This is a genomic window from Haliscomenobacter sp. (assembly GCF_033763495.1).
Classification (GTDB): domain Bacteria; phylum Bacteroidota; class Bacteroidia; order Chitinophagales; family Saprospiraceae; genus Haliscomenobacter.
The window spans coordinates 1-17,999 of record NZ_JANRKL010000255.1 but is presented as its reverse complement, the minus strand read 5'-3'; the positions used below and the strand labels follow the sequence as shown (position 1 = coordinate 17,999).

The following is a 17,999-nucleotide window of genomic DNA, read 5'->3' as shown; positions in this document are numbered from 1 at the left end:
TTTTTATTCTCTTATCTTTAATATCCTCAAAACGAGCAATTAAAGATTGGAGTTGCGCTGATTGAATTCTTTCTCCCATTGACTTTTTCCAAAGCTAGGGCTTCTCATCCTTTTTTCCAATTTTAATGCGTTTGCCCTGGGGGGATGCTCCTTTCATTGGCGTCACTTTCGCCCTGGTGCCACAAAATGCCTTTGATCTGGCCGTATTTTTTGCCAATGGCCACCTTTTCCAAAAAATTGGACCAGAGTTTGACCTCTCGGTAGGTAGAATCGCCGAGCCATTGTCGCATCGAACTTCCTCCCACTGCGGTGGGCAAAAGCAAAATGGAAACCTTTTTGGGGACACCTTTGAGTAGGGTTTTGCCGAAGGACAATCCACAATCCAAACCAACCCGACTAGGCTCGTAAAAGTGCAAGGGCTCCTTGGCAAGGATGACTTCACCCTTACTATTGATGCTGAAGATGCGTGGATCGGTGAGGGCATCTTGTGCTTCTACGATGCCTCGCCCGGCCATATTGGATTGACCAGCCAAGAGGAAAACCCAAACTTTGTTGGGCTTGGGGAGTTTGACTGGTTTGGTATTGCCTGACTGTGCTTCAAGCAAAAGTGGGAGGGACAAAAGAATGAATACCAAGAGGTTTTTCATACGAAAGGGTTTATGTTGGTTGAATGTGTTCGTAATTAGGCGGTTTGTTTATCAGGGAATTGATAAAAGATTTTTTTGAGTGAAGTAGTATAGCAATTTCCTAGTCTATTGATTCCTAACACACCCCATCACCTTGTACACCTTCCCATCCGATTTGGTGTAAATGAACAACTCCCGATCCAGACCAACCCCCAAACGGAAATCAGGTTTGATGCCCTTGTTCAAGTCCAGCATATTTACCATTTTATCGCCCATTTTTAGCTCCAATTCGTGGATAGTCGCTTGTTTGCCCTGCTTCAATTCATTCACTTCTGCATAAAAGACCCTGCCAAGGGCAATTTCACCAAAAATGTATTTGCCCCGCAGTTCCGGGATTGCAGTGCCCGTGTACACAAAGCCCCCTTCGATGGCTTTGCCCTCATCATGGTCAAATTGGAGCACCGGGTAGAGGTAATTGTATTTGCTATCGTCGGCAGGGAGCGCGTATACTTTGTCCATTTTGGCTTTTGGGTTGATCACATACGTGCCTTCGCGGTAGGGCCAGCCATAATCGCCACCTGGGACAGCCAGGTTGAGCTCTTCGATGTTGATGTGGCCGATGTCAGCAATCAGCAGTCGACCATCGGGGGTCCAGGTGTAGCGGTTGGGATTGCGGAAGCCCCGGCAATAAACTTCCCGGCAAGCCTCTGCGTCACTGAGTTTGGCGTAAGGATTACTGGCCGGAATGCCGTATTGGCCATTTTTGCTGTTTCTACCTTGTGGGTCAATCCGGAGGACTGAGCTCCAGATGCGGCTTTTGTCATGGCAGATAAAAGGGAAACCACTTTCGCTAGCGCCCCCGTCACCTAAGCCGATGTAGAGCAGGCCGTAGTCAGCGTCGCCTTTTTTAGCCCCGGGGTTAAAAGCAATTTCCTGTACGCCGTGAATGCCCGTCACCATGTTCACCCGGAACAGGGTACGACTGCTCGTAGGTGTAAAGGTTTTTGCATTCGGGTCTTTGATGGTCCATTCGGTGATCACCCACTGCAGAGTAACTTTGATGGAATCGGGGTAGGCAAAGTCGGCGGGTGCAGTGCCCGCTGGCTCGGTGTGCGTGGTATAAAACAGGCCATTTTGGTAAAACTCGGGATGGAAAGCAAAGCTCCCAAACCCAGTGCCCATACCCGGGTCAAAAATAAACTTGGGGCGCTCCTTTTTCATTTCCAGGGCCACCTGCCAGGTGGTGTCGATCAATTCGTACAAAAAGCCCCGCAAATCGTGAATAAACAAACGGTCTTTGGTCCCGGGTAAAACCCGCATTTGGTTGATGCGTGCAATCGGGGCTTTGGTACCCGTAGGCGGTGCCGTGGCGATGTGCTGGATTTGTAAAGCCAGCCCACTTTTGGCTATTTTCTCTATGATGGGGTTTTGCATGGGTGTCCCCAGATCACTGCTTTGTTTTTCAGGTTCTTTGTGTTGGCTATGGATGTAAGCAACGATGGCGTCGAGGTCAGCCTCCTTGATTTCATTAAAAGGGGGCATCAATTGATTGTACTCCGCAAAGAGCTGTTTAGCGCGAGGATCCCCCTTTTCAATCATCGCCGGGGCATTGCGGATGAAACTTTTCAACCAGCTGGGCGTAACCACTGCGGTTACTTGTTCCAGGCTGGGGCCAATGCCTTTTTGTAAAAAATTGTGGCAAGGAGAACAGTAGCCCTGAAACAGTTTTTGCCCTTTGGCCAACACATTGGCATCTTGTGAGTAGGCTAAAGCGGCCTGATCTTTGGAGGAATTGCTCGCTTTTTTGGACGTGACCCTGCCCGGGGTGCAGGCAGCAAGGCACAACATAAGGCTGACAAAAATTGCTGAGTAAAACAGCTGTCTGAAGCGAATTTGGTTTTCCATTTGGAAAGGTTTTTGGTAGGCAGTGGGTAGGAATCATTTGGAATGACCTAAAGCGACATGTTGATCACAAACAGTTCGTCATCCCGAATTTTTGGGATAATAAACCGCGGATGCGGTTGAATTTATAATAGCCCCGGTCGTCCGGGGTCATGTTGGTAGCAAAAGGTTTCACAACCGCGGATGCGGTTGAACTTTTTGCTCAATTGAGTTCAACCACTGCCGTGGTTGCCGCCAATTTGACCCAACGATTTACCCCGGACGACCGGGGCTATTATAAATTCAATCGCTCCGCGATTAGGTTTATGCCCGATTTTGACTTTTCAAAAATTCGGGATGACTCATGTTTGTGCTAAAAAAAAAAGTCGCTTTGAGTTCTAATTCAGCAACTTGACGTGATTCATCTTCACTGTCCAATAAACGAATAAACAAAAACTCAACGTTTAACGCCTAAGCGGGAAGCGACTCTGCCTGCTTACGCGGCAACAACGCCACCGCAATACATCCGATAACCGACAACACAATCAAAGCCGTAAACCCCATTGCATAACTGCCAGTTCTATCCCGTAGCGCCCCCGCCATAATCGGTCCAAACGCTTCCGCCAGGCCGTCAACGGTGAGCACCAAACCCATCACCCGGCCCATCACTTTTACCCCAAATAACTCTGCGGCCATCAAGGGAATGATCATGTAATCGCCGCCCAACCCAATGCCAAACAGCACAGCAAAGACATAAATAGCAGTAGGTGTAGTGCTGCTGTACAGCAACAAAATGGATAGGGTAACAATGGCGTAAATGAGCAACATGACATGCTTTTTGGCAAAACGATCTGCCAACCAGCCCATCAACAAACGCCCGATGATGCTGGAACCCAATACCAAAGACATGATGCCCGCTGCCTGCCCCTGACTGTATTGCATGTCGAGACTCAAAAACAACTTGAGGTTTTGGCTGACCCCGGCTACCGCCCCAATGGAGCACATACTACCAATGGCCAACAAATAGAAAGATTTGCTTTTCAGCACACTGGATAAAGAAACTTTTGGCTCTGGTGCTTTTTGTACTTCAACCTGTTCGTCGGGATTTTCCTTGACAAACCAGGCCATCGGAAAAGCCACTGCAATGATGATTCCCCCCAACACTGTCAAGGCAGTGCGCCACCCAGCTTCTTGATTCAACCACCGTGCGATATGAGGAACCAACATCCCCCCTACCCCAATGCCCAAATAAGCTATGCCCATAGCTTTACCCCGTGCGGTACTAAACCACCTGGAAATTAACACCTGATTGGGCAATGGCCCACCACACATGTATCCCAGGGCGATCAGGAAATAAAAGGTATAAAATTGCCAAACGGATTGCATGATGCCCAGTCCCATCACCGCCAAACCAACCATCAAAATGCCCGACAACATCAATCGCCGCGGCCCAAATCGGTCGATGAACCAGCCTGCGGCAAAACCAAACAGGGGGCCGACGATCACTTTTCCCGCCAGGTTGCCTGAAGTAACCATGGCTCGGGTCCAGCCGAATTCTTGCACCCAAAAATCAAAGAAAAAAGGCAGCCCGTAGAACATGATGCCTACGATGGAGAACAAACTTAAAAACCCGGTGGCGGTGACTTTGTATTGTCCTGCGCTTAAATTGTCTGCTTGCATCTGATGTGGTTGTAGATGTATTAAAATGGGTTGGTTGAGGGAGGTTGAGAAGGTTGAGGAAGGTTTAGGCTACCGCAGCGACTTAGACGAAGACATCGTCAGAATCACTGCGGTAGCCTAAACCTTCTAAACCTTCCTAAACCTTCTAAACCTAAAATTATAAACGAGACAGCGTCAACCCGCCATCCACCATAAATACCTGACCTGTAGAGTAAGGAAATCCTCCCGCGGCCAAAGCGCCGACAGCTTTCCCCACGTCTTCAGGAGTACCCCAACGTGGTTGTACACAAAGCCCTCCGCCAATGAGGTTATCGTATTTTTCCTTTACCCCCGCAGTCATATCGGTAGCGATGACGCCGGGGCGAACTTCGTACACTGGAATATTGTATTCGCCCAGTCGCACCGCAAAAAGCTGGGTGACCATACTAATTCCGGCTTTGGACACACAATATTCCCCCCGATTGACCGAAGCAACAGTGGCGGAAATGGACGAAATATTAATGATAGACGCCGAAAAATCCGGTTGGGCAGCTTTTTGCTCAATCATCCAGTTGGCCGCAGCCTGGGTGAGGAAATAACAACTTTTGAGGTTGGTATCGAGTACTTCGTCAAAGCTCGTTTCGCTGGTGCTCAGTACGTCGCGGCGCTCGCGGGGGGCAATCCCGGCGTTGTTGACCAGGATGTTGAGTTGACCGTAGTGGTCTTTTACTTCCTGGAGAATTTTGGCGCGGTCGGCACTCAAAGCGACGTTGCCCTGGCAGTAGATGACCTCGACGCCAAGGGCTTTGATGCTTTCCAAAACTTCGGTGACACCTTCTTGGGGCCTTACACCATTTATTGCGATGTTAAAACCTTGCGATGCGAGCTGGGTTACAATGCCCAATCCTATCCCTCTGCTCCCCCCAGTTACGAGTGCAACTTTTGCCATGCTTACTATTTTTAATGTTTGTCGCTCTTAGGTGCTTCTTTAGTGCCTATGGTTTCTAAGGTGGTGAAAATTAAGTCTTTTTTGAACCACCTTAGAAACCACAGGCACCATAGAAGCACCTAAGGCAGATATCATTACAATTCTGGGACGTCGACCCAGGCTCTTTTCGCCCAACTTTCCAAACCCTTCTCGGCCAACTGCACCCCCTTAGCACCCGCCTTCAAATTCCAGGGGAAGGGCTCATCGTTGACCACGTGTTTCAAAAACAACTCCCATTGTACTTTAAAAGCATTGTCGTGTGCTTCCTGCTCGGGCACTTTGGACCAGCCACCAAAAAAATCGATGGGTTGGGGAATATCGGGATTCCAAACCGGTTTGGGCGTATTGCCATAATGCTGGATGTAACATTCCCGCAAACCAGCCACCGCAGAGCCTTTGGTGCCATCCACTTGCAGGGTGAGCAAATCATCCCGCCTTACCCGCACGGTCCAGGAGGAATTGAAATGAGCGATGACTCCGTTGTCCAGTTCAAAAGTGGCGTAGGCTGAATCATCGGCGGTGCACTTATAAGTGTTGCCATTTTCATCTACCCGGGTAGGGATGTGCGTAGCGCCGAGGCAAGAAACCGCTTTTACATTGCCAAATACATCATCCAGGACATAACGCCAGTGGCACAACATATCTACGATGATCCCACCGTCATCTTCCTTGCGGTAGTTCCAGGAAGGGCGTTGCGCCGGGATATTGTCGCCTTCAAAAACCCAATAGCCAAATTCGCCCCGCACGGAGAGGATTTCTCCAAAAAAGCCCTGCTGAATGAGGCGTTTGATTTTTACGATGCCGGGGAGCCATAATTTATCCTGCACCACCCCGTTTTTGAGGCCGGCTTCGGTAGCCAATTTGTACAATTCCAAAGCAGACTCGGTGCTGACGGCTACTGGTTTTTCACAATAAATGTGTTTTCCCGCCTTGATGGCCGCCTTGACTGCGTCGGCCCGGCGACCCGTGGTTTGGGCATCAAAATAAATGCTGTAATGCGAACTTTTTAAAGCATCCTCCAGATTGGTGCTCATATTGGTAATGCCTGTGAGTGCACAGAGCCTTTTTAACTTGCTTTCATCCCGGCCAATGAGGATGGGGTCGGGCATGATGGTTTCGCCATTGCTGAGTTTGACGCCGCCTTGTTTCATGATTTCAGCAATAGAGCGCAGCAAGTGTTGGTTGGTGCCCATTCGCCCTGTAACGCCGTTCATGATGATCCCGATGGTGTGTTGTTTCATTTTTAATGTTTTTTGATTGGATCGACGTTTACTAAACTTTCAAAGTTTAGTAAACGTAAGCCCATTCAGATAGCCAACAGCTAAGAATGTTGTGTGTATCCAGTGATTATTTTCTGCAAAAATTGAGCTTGATCTTGTTGCCAGTATTCCGTGGAAAAAATCTCTACCTCGCGGAAGCCATTGAAGCCAGTCGCTTCGACCCAGGAGCGGATTTTTTTGAGCGGAATGCAGCCCTCGCCCATCAATCCACGGTCGTTGAGCATGTCTACGGTTGGGGATTTCCAGTCACAGATGTGAAAAGCCAGCAGGTGATTGTTTGCTCCACAACGTTTGATCTCCCGCTCCAGGTTGGAGTCCCACCAGAGGTGATACACATCCACCGCCACACCTACCCAGGGGGACTTGATGGCTTCACACATGTCGTTGGCTTGACCGAGGGTGTTGATGGCCGAGCGGGTATCCGCATACATCGGGTGAAGCGGCTCGATGGCCAATTGTACTCCAGCCGCAGACGCCTCCGGAATCAGCGCTTCGATGCCGTCCTGAATTTGTTGGCGCGAATCTTCCAGAGATTGCCCGGGGTCGGCACCACAAACCAGCACAATCAGCTTTGTACCCAATTCGTACGCTTCTTCGATGGCTTTGCGGTTGTCATCCAACGCTGCTTGCCTTTTGGCAGGATCAATGCTAGGAAAAAAGCCACCCCGACACAGGGAGACGATCGACAAATCGTGGTCCCGGAGCATGTCGCCCGTATGTTTGATGTTCCTGCCTGCCAGTGCATCGCGCCAAACCGTAATGCCTTTCACCCCCGCCGCCGCAAAGTTTTTGGCCGACTCTTCGATCGCCCAGGGCTTAGTGGTGATGGTATGGATGCAGAGTTTGGACAGGTCAGTGATTGGACTAGGACTCATTTGACACAATTGAAAAATGTGTAATAAGTGTCGTTGTTGATCATGCGCTGCAAGTACAGGCAAACCTCCCGAATGTGGTAGTCGCCCCACATGCAAGACTCACCGTTGGCAATTTTACTACCAGCAGGTACGTGATCCCAACCATTGGGCTGGTGATAAATGGTGTGCAGCAGCAAACCCTGGTGTTTTTCATTGGTGCTCAAATAAGGCTCATCAAGAAGCGTATCAACTACCTTCAATCCAGTCTGTACATACTTTTCACCAGCGGCAGCGTTGCCTTTTTCCGTCAGGTATTTGCCCAAACGCAATAGCCCCTGTGCGCCAATGGCGGCAGCAGAACTGTCCACCGGCTCGAAGTCATTGTAAGGATCGGCAGGGCGATCCAAATAATCGCCTAGTTTGTACAAATTGGGCGCACCCGTGTCCCAATAAGGCACCCCATCTACGGGAGTGTGTTCGATGTAAAAATCACAGGTGGCTTGGGCGGCTTTCAGCATCATTTTTTCCAGCGCTGCTTTGCCCCCAAAAGGAGTCAGGGACGCTTCATCGGCAGTATCCAGCCATTCCAGTTGTTCAGCGAAGCCACACATGGCCCAGGCGAGGCCGCGCGTCCAGGTGGTGAAGCCAGTATAGCCTTGTTGAGAGTTGGGGCAGCGGAATTGGCCATCTTTTACGTTGAAAACACTCTCGTGCGCGGTACGGCCCCAAATGTCGTAAGAATCGCGGCCTTCACCATAAAATACCGAATAGCGAGCGGTAGCCTCAATGTGTTGCAGCGCCCTTTCCAGCAAGCTTATTTTGGCATCTCCCTCACCCTGAAATACATGGCCCAACTCATGGCTGACAATCAAGGCCCGGCAGGAGCGGATGGTGTCTACAAACAAGGAATGCGCCCCGTTGAAAGAATGAATAAACCCACCGGTTTTGATGCTCGTCCACCGACTCGCCTGCACTGCTCCGGATATTTTCAGGGCCAGTTCGTAGAAGTTTTTCTCCCATTCGTTAAAGGGAATTTTGCCTTCCCGCATCAAACGCAGGAGGTTGCCGTAGGTGCTGACGTTGTTGAAGCCGTGGTCGTGCACGCCGATGTGACTGACGTGGGGCGCCATTTTTGTGAGGGTTTGTTGTTTGGCCCTTTCCAAAATGGCTTGGTTGCCGGTAGCTTCAAACTGCAAAATGGCCGAGCCAAATTGAAAGCCCTGGGTCCATTCCGTCCAGCCCCGGGTGGTGTATTCTCCGCCTACGGTAAAAACGGGGGAGCCTTTTGATTCATCGTAATTTGAATCAATCAACTTGATTTTTTGCTCAGAAAGCGCCCAAAAGCGTTGGAGTTTGTTGGACAGGTCAGTTGCAGTACGTTTTTCGTTCGTTTTGATCATTTGTGTTTGGGTTTTGATGCAGTAAAGACGATTGTATTGATCGAACACCCTATAGCGGGCAAAATAAAGTTTTTTACTCTTTGATTTAAAACAGATGAAGCTTTTGAATAAAGAATTTTACCGGGAACGTTCCCGGTGAGATAGCATTCGGCTAGTCTGCATCACGACCATTTGTGAACTTCCTTTTTCCCCGCTTTGAACTCAATTGGATGCAAAACTGTATTTTTGCAAAAAAACAAGTCATGCGTAGTTCTTTTTTCCTTCTGTTAACCATTTTTGCCCTGAATCAATCCTGCCAGGCTCAAAAAAATACCGACCCCAAAGCGGCAGCCATCATTCAGCAATGCATCGAAACCCACGGTGGCCGCCATTACCGCAACTTCGATATTTCCTTTGATTTTCGGGCCTTCCAGGTGCGCCTGAAGCATCAAGGGGGGAAATTTCGCTACGAACGCAGTACACGCGACACCAGTGGCAAGCTCATCGTAGACGTGTTGAGCAATACCGGCCTAAGTCGCAGCATTGATGGACAGGCCCAAACTCCCGAGGATAAGTACCGCGAAAGTGTCAACGCCCTGGCTTATTTTGCCCTCTTGCCCTACAAACTGAGCGAACCAGCGGTGAACCTCAAACACGTGGGGGAAATCCAGATTGGCGACCAAAAATACGACAAAATTGAAGTGAGTTTTGATCAGGAAGGTGGCGGCAAAGACTTCCAGGATGTGTATTGCTACTGGATCAATCAGCAAACGCATACCATGGATTACTTGTCCTACGCTACGGGCGGGCCACGTTTTCGCAAGGCTACCCGCCGCGAAACTGTGGGTGGAATCGTTTTTCAAGACTATGACAATTATGAGATTAAAGACACGACTATTTCTACCCGGGATTACGATCGTGTATTTATGGAAGGTAAAGCGGTGTTGTTGTCGAAAATTGAACAAAGCAACTTTAAAGTGCACTAAATTGAATGAACCCGAATAAACCCACTGTTCAATTCCGCTTCGCCACTCCACAAGACCTGGCACTTTTGCGGCATTGGGACGAACAACCCCACATCCTACATTCAGACCCGAATGAGGATGATTGGAACTGGGCAGAGGAACTGGCGCGTACACCGGAATGGCGCGAGTTTTTGGTCGCGGAGCTGGATGGTCGCCCGATTGGTTTTGTTCAAATCATTGATCCCTTACTGGAAGATACCCACTATTGGGGCGAGGTGCCTGCCAATTTGCGCGCCATCGACATCTGGATTGGGGAAGCGGAGGATTTGGGGAAAGGTTACGGCACTGAAATGATGAGTCAGGCGCTTGACCGTTGTTTTAGCCATCCGGAGGTTACAGCGGTGTTGATTGACCCACTGGCCTACAATACTGCAGCGATCCGTTTTTATGAACGGATGGGGTTTGAGTTCGTGGAAGCACGCACCTTTGATGAAGATGATTGTTTGGTGTACCAGATGCGGCGGGAGTTTTGGGTGCAAAAAAGGGAATTTGATCAATCTTCAAAATAACTTTCAGGTGCATTTAAGGTATCCTTGTAAAAAGTGTATTGCTTCATCTCCTCCGCAATTTCTCCAGGGCTTAAATACATATCCCCTTTTTCCGCTTCAATTTCCTCGAGGGTGTTACCAAAGGCTTTTCGCACAAAAAAAGCATAATCATAGAGCTGATAACCCAGGCCATGCGCAACTGCCCTTTTGTCGGTTTCCTGTTCAAAAACCGTAGCAAAAGGCTCATTGTATTGGTATTGGTAGGCCAGCCAGGCCAGATACAAAGAGTTTTTGTCCAGGTAAAAAACCACGTGAGCCAGCTCGTGCCCAATGATCCCCACTTGTTCATTAAAAGGCGCTTTGGACAATAGAATCGGGTCATTTTCTCTGCCCGTGTCATTGCTGATCACGACCAGGTACTTGCGTTTTACCCAGGGCAGCAAAACGGTAATGGGATCGGGTCGGGCTGACAATTGGATAAAGGCCGGCTGTACCAAAAAATCGATGGGTACCTTTTTGAGTTCGGGATAATGCGACAAAGCCAGGAGGCATTGGAGCTCAAAACCTGGGGCCAGTTTTTTGTTCTCTCCCCAGGTTTTTAACAAGGCATAATATTCACTGGAATCCGCCGGGCGAACATATTTTTTCAGCACTTCAAAGGATTGTTGGTCGGCTTTGCTGAGGGTAATGTGTTGGGCATCCCGATCCAAAATCAGAAATAGCAGCACCAATAAGACTAAGCCCAAAAAGCTTAGCAATAACCATTTTAGTACACGTCCCAGGATTTCCATACTATTGCTTTTTTAATCGAGTGATTGAACGACAGCTAAATAAGCAAAAAGCTGGCTGACTAGCTAATTTTATCCAAAAAATTCAGACCTGTTGGGAAACAGATGCAACCCTTGAGCAGGTCGCCCCGTCCTTAAAACCGGGAAATCAAAGTGGCGCCACCAATGCCACCTCGCTCTGTCGTGAAAATATAGATCAATGAGGACCTACTTGATCGCAGGCACCTTACCGTTTTTGCTCCCCTTTTTTTTGTTGAGTTGTGAAGCAACACAGGAGCCCGAAATCATTGATTACCTCGGTCAAAAACCTCCTGGTACAGAAGCCCAACTTTTTGCACCTGGCCTCATCAGCACCCCTGCCATGGAGCATAGCGCTCCGGCCTTTTCACCGGATGGAACACGGGTGCTCTGGACGGTTTTGGACAGTAACTTTCACGCTTTTTTAATGGAAATGACTTATACAAATGGGGGTTGGTCAAAACCAGCTCCACCCTCCTTTGCTGACCCTTCGGCCGACGATTATTACCCATGCTTTTCCGTGGAAGGGAAAACTTTGTTCTTTAGCTCGCGCAGAAAAATGCCCGCAGGTTACCCCCAAGGGGGCGATATTCGGATTTGGGAAGTACTCAGGACCTCAACAGGCTGGGCTACCCCAGTACCTTTTGACACCAGCGTTTCCAAGGGGCAGGACTATGGGCATTCCCTAGCTAAAAATGGGACGCTTTATTTTTCCTCAGCACTTGGCGGCGGTACCAACTGGAACATTCAACAATCCATCCAGCAAAATGGCCGCTACACCAAACCCCAGCTGCTTCCTTTTAGCATCAATAGTGTGGATTATGAAGAAGGCCCTTACATCGCTCCTGACGAAAGTTTCCTGATTTTTGAATCAATCCGACCCGAAGGAATCGAAGGCAGCCTGGATTTATACATTTCTTTCAAAAACAAAGCAGGACGTTGGAGCTTACCGCTGAATATGGGGCCAAAAATCAATTCTGGAAGTTCGGAAAGATTTGCCAGCTTATCCCCAGACGGAAAATACCTCTTTTTTGGGAGCAGCCGAAACCAGTCGCCTGAGCGCCCCGGCTTCGACATTTTTTGGATTGATGCCTCGGTGATTGATGAACTGAAAAAAAGTCAGGCCGCTAAAACCAAAATCGAGCCTGGGCTTGGGGAAACCATCATCGGAGCCCTGTTTCGAAACGATGTTGAAACTGCCGCGCCAGCTTTAAAAAAATGGCTGGCCTTATACCCTCAAAACCTGGATGCCAGCGTGCTTTACAGCTCCACCCTGCGCAAACAGCAGCAGTATACCCATGCCGCACAATTGCTGGACAAGGTTGCGGATCGATGGAAAAACAATACCAATATCCTGATGGAGCGGGCCCTTGTGCAGTTTGGATTGAACAAAGTGGAGGAGGCGAATAAAATATTAAAACCGCTACTGGTGGAGGGCGACCAATTGCGGGAGCGCTACCTCTATCTTTCCGTTGCCTTGTTGGATATGGGAAAACTCCAACCCAGCGAGGTGTTTTTTGAAAAAGCCATGGCCATACATGCCAGTAGTTATCCGTATTTCAACCGGGCTTGTACCCTAGCGCGGATGGGTGAAAAAGACCGCGCTTTCGCGGCTTTGAACCAGGCTGTAAATTTTGGAAGTTTAGTGCTGAAAACGGATTATCAAAACGTTGCTGATCTTAAACCATTGGAATCCGATGCAAGATGGGGGCAATTGTTGGGGCGTTTGAAATGAATTGCAACCTTCTTCCAAAACTTCTCGTCCTTTAGCTGAGAACCGGAAAAAACACCACACCAAAACCCATTGATTACGCCATGCTCACCTTAAAAATTACTTTCAGGTATTGTATTGCCCTGTACTGCATTACCATGTTGTACGCCTCACTGCATGAATTGATCCACCATTTTTCGGCTTATTTCATTTGTGGTGCCTGGGGCTACAAAAGTTTCAACTACTTCTCAACCGCTTGTGAAGGCACCCTGAAATCCTGGTACGCCACTTACACTGGCCCGCTTTTCAATTTCATCATGATGTACATCGGTGCAGCCCTTTTGAAAGGGGATTCGAATTACAAAAAACACCTGGGTTTTGCCATGATCTTTGCGCAGTTGCCTTTGCAGCGGATGGTTTCGCCCTTTTTTCGCATGAATGACGAATTCATTGCCACAATTTCTCTGTTTGGTGACACTCCGCTCAATTATTGGCTTGTCATCATCCTGATTTGGGTAATTTGTATCCCGCCCCTGGTCAAAGCATTTTTGGCCATACAAAATCGCCACCGCTGGCTCTGGTTTTTATTTTACCTAATCCTTTTTCCTTATCTGTTGTGGGGGCCAATTTTTGGGTTACTGGAGTACCTGATGGTAAACAAACATGTATTGGATCAGCAAATTATAGGCATTGGTTTGTTGTTCATCCTCAACGAAATCGTGACGATCGTTGCGTATTACCTGACGAAAAGGTACATTGACCCAACTTACAAAAAAATGAGCCCGGCTTAAAGGTTTTCTATGCAGTTTTCCCTTTGGCAACAAACTTTAGCGCATACTTGCTTAAGCACAAAATGATTTAAAATGTCCTCAAAGAAACGTTTCTGCACCAGATCAAGTCTTATTTTGTGTGCTGATTTTGACAAAGTATACATCTTGCTAAAGGATTGGGAATGAACCTGTTTTTGTTCTCACAACTTAAATGCAAGGCCATACACAACACCTGAAAATCGCAAGCATGAAAAAAGTTGAACTTGGAGCCTTCAGTGGTTTTGAAGACAGGGTTCCAGCCCATCATCAGGTCAACGGCCTTGACCTGGTGGTAATTCGTTACGATGATCAAATTTCGGTTTTATATGGCCGTTGTTTGCACCGCGGAGCATTGATGTCGGATGGATACATTGATGGCAACAACCTGATCTGTGGCGTGCACGGCTGGGACTACCGCTACGACACCGGGGTGAGTGAATACAACAACCATGAGGTGTTGCACAAGTTTTTTTCAGAAGTAAAAGAAGGCGTCGTTTGGATAGATGAAGACGAGATAAATGATTTTTTGGCAGAACACCCACAACCCTTTAAAAGAGACGAGTACCTCGGGCAATATGCCGATACCCACCCCGAAAGCACCGAACCTTACACCGGGTACATCAAAGCACTTGCCCAGCATGGCCTGAAAAAAATGGGCAAACACGGCCCTTCGGAATCCATGGGCGTGGACAGAAACACCTTGCCCAAGTGGGAGGACATTCAGTTCCTACCCGCTCAACTCGCCAAACGCCCGCTGCTCGACGAAGAACCTGTACAGACCAAAGTGGTGATTGGCCCACGCGCTAAAAAGCCGCTGGAGTTGGAGATCCCCTTTTTTGTTTCGGACATGAGTTTTGGCGCCTTGTCCAGAGAAGCCAAAATCGCCTTGGCGATGGGTGCTGAATTGTCTGGTACTGGCATTTGCAGCGGTGAAGGCGGTATGCTCGCTGAAGAACAACAAAACAACAGCCGCTATTTTTACGAACTCGCCTCGGCCAAATTTGGCTTTTCCTGGGACAAGGTAAAAAAAGCGCAGGCTTTCCATTTTAAAGGCGGGCAAGGAGCCAAAACCGGGACGGGTGGCCACCTGCCAGGCAACAAAGTGAGCAAAGAGATTGCGGAAGTTCGGGGCTTGCAAGAAGGGCAATCGGCCATCTCCCCCGCCGCATTCCCCGACCTGATTACCCCAGAAGATTTCGCTGCCTTTGCGCAGGAAGTAAGGGCCCAAACCGGAGGTATCCCGATCGGATTTAAAATAGCCGCCAGCCATATTGAAGCCGATATTGATTTTGCCCTCAAAGTAGGGGTTGATTACCTGATCCTGGATGGCCGGGGCGGCGGAACGGGCTCAGCGCCTTCCATCCTGAGGAACAACATCAATGTGCCAACCATCCCCGCCTTGGCCAGGGCCAGAAAGCACCTGGACAAGCTTGGGGTCACGGACATTACGCTGGTGATCACCGGAGGATTAAGGGTGCCGGAGGATTTTGCCAAGGCGATGATGCTGGGAGCAGATGCGGTTGCGATTTCCAATTCGGCTTTACAGGCCATCGGCTGCCTGGGTATGCGGGCTTGTGGCAGCAACAATTGCCCGGTGGGGATTGCGACCCAAAAAGAAAGTTTAAGAAGCCGCTTGATCGTGGAAGCTTCGGCCATGCAGCTGAATAATTTTCTGCAAGCCTCCAATGACCTGATCAAAGTGATCGCCAGGGCTTGTGGACACCACGATGTTCAGCAGTTTAATTTCAATGATTTGACTACCTTGAATTATGACATGCATCGGTATACGGGCATTGCATTTTCGGGGGTGTATTAGGCCATTTCGCGAAGAGACTATTATTGTCGCTTTGGCCTGAAGAAAGAGTAATGAAGAATTGTTTGAGTAAATAACTCACATAACTCATTTTATTTACCGCAGAGTTTCACAGAGTACACGCAGAGTTTCACGGAGTTTTTTTAGGAGCACCTGCGGCGCGGAGAGTCCACAGAGGCCGCCTTTGCTGAAGCTAGGGTTCTTACCTTTATAAAGTCCTATTATCCTTGGCTTGATCTTAAGCAAGATTTCCCTAACGCACAAACTCCAGCCACCGCAGGTGGCAAACTCCTTAAAACTAAAAAACTCCGTGAAACTCTGCGTGTACTCTGTGAAACTCTGCGGTAAATAAACTACGGTTAAATTGAAATCGCAGCAAGTATCAATGCAGCACTGCGTAATGTGAATAATAAGAGGCGGAGCCGCATTCAATGTGCAATTTTTCAGGTAATCGGCCTACATTAGCCCTGCCAGAAACTTTCACCTAAGACAGCTGGCAACAAAACCGGATTCAAAAATGGGCAACAAAGCAGCAGCCATTTTACCCCAGCTTGTGCTTCCCAGCAATGAGCTAAGCGAAGACATGGCTTTTTTTACCAAGCTGGGTTTCCGCCTGGACAACATCTTCCCTGCCGACGATCCAGCCGTGGCGATCATGTCGGGATACGGCCTGCACCTCCGCATTGACAAAGGAGCAGCGTGCCCCGCCCCAAACATTCACCTGCTAACCGACGATCCTGAAGCACTGGCCGGAGCTGAAAGAACCCTGATCGCTCCGAATGGAACCACCATTCAATTGCTCCCCCGCTCGTACCAACTGCAGCGACCAGCTACCCAACACAAATTCGAAGTGCGGCAACTGCAAGACCAAGACCCCTGGGTGATTGGCCGCGCAGGGATGTTGTACCGCGACCTGATCCCCGACCGACTGGGCGGCAGCATCATCGCTTCACACATCCGCATTCCACACGGTGGCCCGGTACCAGACATGGTGCATTACCACACGATTGGCTTCCAACTGATTTATTGCTACAAGGGCTGGGTGAAACTGGTGTACGAAGACCAGGGGCCACCCTTTATCCTCCACGCCGGGGATTGTGTGACCCAACCGCCGGAAATCCGGCACCAGGTGTTGGAAGCTTCGGACAATCTGGAGGTGATCGAGATTGGGGTTCCAGCGGTACACATGACCACGATTGACCATGAAATGACCTTGCCGACTGCACAGATTCGGCCTGAGCGGGAATTCCAAGGGCAAACTTTTTGCCACCATCGGGTGGCAGCCGCCAGCTGGAAACCCTGGCGCATCAAGGGTTTTGAGCACCGGGAAACGGGGATTCATCAGGCGACCAAAGGGGTGGCATCGGTACAGGTGGTACGGCCTGATCAAAGCGGGGAAAAGCCTCAAGCTAGTAGTCACGATTGGGATATTCTTTTCTCTTTTGTGCTGAAAGGGAGTTTGGATTTACAAGTGGAGGGGTATGCTTTGGAACAGTTGAAACAGGGGGATGCTTGGGTGATGCCACCGGGATTGGGGAGTCGGGTGGTGGGGTGGTCGGAGGATTTGGAGTTTTTGGAGGTGGGGGTGTTGGGGTAGGGAGTACACTAGGGATGGCACGATTAATGATTTTAAAATTTAATAGGTAATTGCTTGTTGGGTAAATAACCGTTTGCTATATTCGCTGGTGAAAGAATTACAGTACCGCATACACAGACCACGTAGACGAAAGAAAATGATATGCGGACTAAGCGAACTTAGCCGTTAGTTGCAGTAGAGACTTAGTGGTGGTAACGAAAAAAGATAATAAAAATGAAAATAAATAATATTGAATTCAAAAGTCTTCTTGACGCAATCAATTGCTGTTATGGGGAAACTATTTCTGAATTTCTACCCAAAGTAGAAGATTTCCCCAAAGAAATTAATATTGAAGATGCCGTTGATTTGAATTTACTAAGCGACTTGATTGAAGATATTTCTGATCGCTATTTAAAATCTGTTGCAATGAGGTTAGTCGCAATTTCAGAACTAAGAACCGCCCGTGATTCAAATATAGAAGTCAATCTAAAAAAAGTGTGGAAACTGATTGCAGACTCAATATTAACAATTCCAGTAGATGCAACAATATCTTCAATTGGCTCTCAAGGTTTTTTATCCATTCCTCTTTTTAAAGACGATAAAATAAAGGAAAAATTTGATTTTATCAGATTACATATATGGGATAATAGCCTGTCTCGATATATTGAACAAGATAAAAGTCAAAATTTCTCAATACACACTCATCCTTTTTATGCAAAAAGTTGGATTCTTTGTGGCAAAGTAGTTAATGATAGATTTAAAGTTGAAGAAGTAAATTTACCCACAGATTTGTCTTTGTTTACTGTTGGGTACAACAAATCCTTAAATAAAGTTAATCAACATTTTTCTGTCGCAGAAAACAAAAGCAAATATGTTATCCCGCGACAAATAAGTCACGAAGAATACATGAGTGGCGGTTCCTATTCTATAAATGCTGGCGATTTTCACAGGTCCGGCTCGAATGGCAGGGCAAACGCATTAAAATTTGAGGGTATTTTCTCTATACTTGTCCGACAATGCACATCGGTTCATTCTACGATTAATGCTGACTTTAGGTTTGTCACCATTTGTTTTGAGTAGGTTGAGCGCCATTCGGCGGATGAG

General features: G+C 48.3%; 15 protein-coding genes. 7 read left to right on the top strand and 8 right to left on the bottom strand.

What is annotated here, in order from left to right; all coding sequences use genetic code 11:
• Nucleotides 1–122: 122 nt before the first annotated feature.
• The 7 genes from SFV55_RS29785 to SFV55_RS29755 all read right to left on the bottom strand — a co-directional run bounded on the left by SFV55_RS29785 (nt 123) and on the right by SFV55_RS29755 (nt 8,688).
• Complete coding sequence (locus SFV55_RS29785; RefSeq protein ID WP_320033254.1) at nt 123–647, bottom strand: sialate O-acetylesterase; 525 nt, start codon at nt 645–647, stop codon at nt 123–125.
• Between the two features lie 105 nt (nt 648–752).
• Nucleotides 753–2,531, bottom strand: a complete 1,779-nt coding sequence (locus SFV55_RS29780) for a PQQ-dependent sugar dehydrogenase (protein WP_320033253.1) — start codon at nt 2,529–2,531, stop codon at nt 753–755.
• Between the two features lie 447 nt (nt 2,532–2,978).
• On the bottom strand, nt 2,979–4,187 hold the full coding sequence (locus tag SFV55_RS29775) for an MFS transporter (protein WP_320033252.1): 1,209 nt from the start codon (nt 4,185–4,187) through the stop codon (nt 2,979–2,981).
• Between the two features lie 157 nt (nt 4,188–4,344).
• A complete protein-coding gene (locus tag SFV55_RS29770; protein ID WP_320033251.1) occupies nt 4,345–5,115 on the bottom strand; it encodes a 3-ketoacyl-ACP reductase in 771 nt (256 codons plus the stop codon).
• A gap of 134 nt (nt 5,116–5,249) precedes the next feature.
• Nucleotides 5,250–6,395, bottom strand: coding sequence for a Gfo/Idh/MocA family oxidoreductase (locus SFV55_RS29765; RefSeq protein ID WP_320033250.1), 1,146 nt, complete (start codon nt 6,393–6,395; stop codon nt 5,250–5,252).
• 80 nt (nt 6,396–6,475) lie between these two features.
• A complete protein-coding gene (locus tag SFV55_RS29760; RefSeq protein WP_320033249.1) occupies nt 6,476–7,309 on the bottom strand; it encodes a sugar phosphate isomerase/epimerase family protein in 834 nt (277 codons plus the stop codon).
• Nucleotides 7,306–8,688: a glycoside hydrolase family 88 protein gene (locus SFV55_RS29755; protein WP_320033248.1), complete on the bottom strand. Its 1,383-nt coding sequence runs from the start codon at nt 8,686–8,688 to the stop codon at nt 7,306–7,308. The genes SFV55_RS29760 and SFV55_RS29755 overlap by 4 nt, the downstream gene beginning before the upstream one ends.
• Before the next feature lie 242 nt (nt 8,689–8,930).
• On the opposite strand from SFV55_RS29755, the gene SFV55_RS29750 reads away from it, so the two are divergent.
• Together SFV55_RS29750 and SFV55_RS29745 are read left to right on the top strand one after the other, a co-directional pair.
• The gene (locus SFV55_RS29750; protein ID WP_320033247.1) at nt 8,931–9,653 is read left to right on the top strand and encodes a DUF6503 family protein; all 723 of its coding nucleotides are present in this window, start codon (nt 8,931–8,933) and stop codon (nt 9,651–9,653) included.
• 5 nt (nt 9,654–9,658) lie between these two features.
• Nucleotides 9,659–10,201 carry a GNAT family N-acetyltransferase gene (locus SFV55_RS29745; RefSeq protein WP_320033246.1) on the top strand — a complete coding sequence of 181 codons (543 nt, stop codon included), beginning with the start codon at nt 9,659–9,661 and terminating at the stop codon, nt 10,199–10,201.
• Here SFV55_RS29745 and SFV55_RS29740 read toward each other — a convergent pair.
• Nucleotides 10,186–10,971 (bottom strand): hypothetical protein, encoded by a 786-nt coding sequence (locus SFV55_RS29740; RefSeq protein ID WP_320033245.1) that lies wholly within the window; start codon nt 10,969–10,971, stop codon nt 10,186–10,188. The genes SFV55_RS29745 and SFV55_RS29740 overlap by 16 nt on opposite strands.
• A gap of 196 nt (nt 10,972–11,167) precedes the next feature.
• Between SFV55_RS29740 and SFV55_RS29735 the strand changes: the two genes are divergently transcribed.
• The 5 genes from SFV55_RS29735 to SFV55_RS29715 all read left to right on the top strand — a co-directional run bounded on the left by SFV55_RS29735 (nt 11,168) and on the right by SFV55_RS29715 (nt 17,975).
• On the top strand, nt 11,168–12,721 hold the full coding sequence (locus SFV55_RS29735) for a TPR end-of-group domain-containing protein (RefSeq protein WP_320033244.1): 1,554 nt from the start codon (nt 11,168–11,170) through the stop codon (nt 12,719–12,721).
• Between the two features lie 80 nt (nt 12,722–12,801).
• The gene (locus tag SFV55_RS29730; protein WP_320033243.1) at nt 12,802–13,488 is read left to right on the top strand and encodes a hypothetical protein; all 687 of its coding nucleotides are present in this window, start codon (nt 12,802–12,804) and stop codon (nt 13,486–13,488) included.
• Nucleotides 13,489–13,714: 226 nt separating this feature from the next.
• Complete coding sequence (locus SFV55_RS29725) at nt 13,715–15,322, top strand: glutamate synthase-related protein (RefSeq protein ID WP_320033242.1); 1,608 nt, start codon at nt 13,715–13,717, stop codon at nt 15,320–15,322.
• A 514-nt stretch (nt 15,323–15,836) separates the two neighbouring features.
• Nucleotides 15,837–16,916 (top strand): cupin domain-containing protein, encoded by a 1,080-nt coding sequence (locus SFV55_RS29720; protein ID WP_320033241.1) that lies wholly within the window; start codon nt 15,837–15,839, stop codon nt 16,914–16,916.
• Nucleotides 16,917–17,129: 213 nt separating this feature from the next.
• On the top strand, nt 17,130–17,975 hold the full coding sequence (locus tag SFV55_RS29715; RefSeq protein ID WP_320033240.1) for a hypothetical protein: 846 nt from the start codon (nt 17,130–17,132) through the stop codon (nt 17,973–17,975).
• Nucleotides 17,976–17,999: the final 24 nt, after the last annotated feature.

Bases quoted from the DNA above. Each gene is read 5' to 3' on its own strand.
- SFV55_RS29785 (WP_320033254.1), bottom strand. From the start codon at position 647: ATGAAAAACCTCTTGGTATTCATTCTTTTGTCCCTCCCACTTTTGCTT.
- SFV55_RS29780 (WP_320033253.1), bottom strand. From the start codon at position 2,531: ATGGAAAACCAAATTCGCTTCAGACAGCTGTTTTACTCAGCAATTTTT.
- SFV55_RS29775 (WP_320033252.1), bottom strand. From the start codon at position 4,187: ATGCAAGCAGACAATTTAAGCGCAGGACAATACAAAGTCACCGCCACC.
- SFV55_RS29770 (WP_320033251.1), bottom strand. From the start codon at position 5,115: ATGGCAAAAGTTGCACTCGTAACTGGGGGGAGCAGAGGGATAGGATTG.
- SFV55_RS29765 (WP_320033250.1), bottom strand. From the start codon at position 6,395: ATGAAACAACACACCATCGGGATCATCATGAACGGCGTTACAGGGCGA.
- SFV55_RS29760 (WP_320033249.1), bottom strand. From the start codon at position 7,309: ATGAGTCCTAGTCCAATCACTGACCTGTCCAAACTCTGCATCCATACC.
- SFV55_RS29755 (WP_320033248.1), bottom strand. From the start codon at position 8,688: ATGATCAAAACGAACGAAAAACGTACTGCAACTGACCTGTCCAACAAA.
- SFV55_RS29750 (WP_320033247.1), top strand. From the start codon at position 8,931: ATGCGTAGTTCTTTTTTCCTTCTGTTAACCATTTTTGCCCTGAATCAA.
- SFV55_RS29745 (WP_320033246.1), top strand. From the start codon at position 9,659: ATGAACCCGAATAAACCCACTGTTCAATTCCGCTTCGCCACTCCACAA.
- SFV55_RS29740 (WP_320033245.1), bottom strand. From the start codon at position 10,971: ATGGAAATCCTGGGACGTGTACTAAAATGGTTATTGCTAAGCTTTTTG.
- SFV55_RS29735 (WP_320033244.1), top strand. From the start codon at position 11,168: ATGAGGACCTACTTGATCGCAGGCACCTTACCGTTTTTGCTCCCCTTT.
- SFV55_RS29730 (WP_320033243.1), top strand. From the start codon at position 12,802: ATGCTCACCTTAAAAATTACTTTCAGGTATTGTATTGCCCTGTACTGC.
- SFV55_RS29725 (WP_320033242.1), top strand. From the start codon at position 13,715: ATGAAAAAAGTTGAACTTGGAGCCTTCAGTGGTTTTGAAGACAGGGTT.
- SFV55_RS29720 (WP_320033241.1), top strand. From the start codon at position 15,837: ATGGGCAACAAAGCAGCAGCCATTTTACCCCAGCTTGTGCTTCCCAGC.
- SFV55_RS29715 (WP_320033240.1), top strand. From the start codon at position 17,130: ATGAAAATAAATAATATTGAATTCAAAAGTCTTCTTGACGCAATCAAT.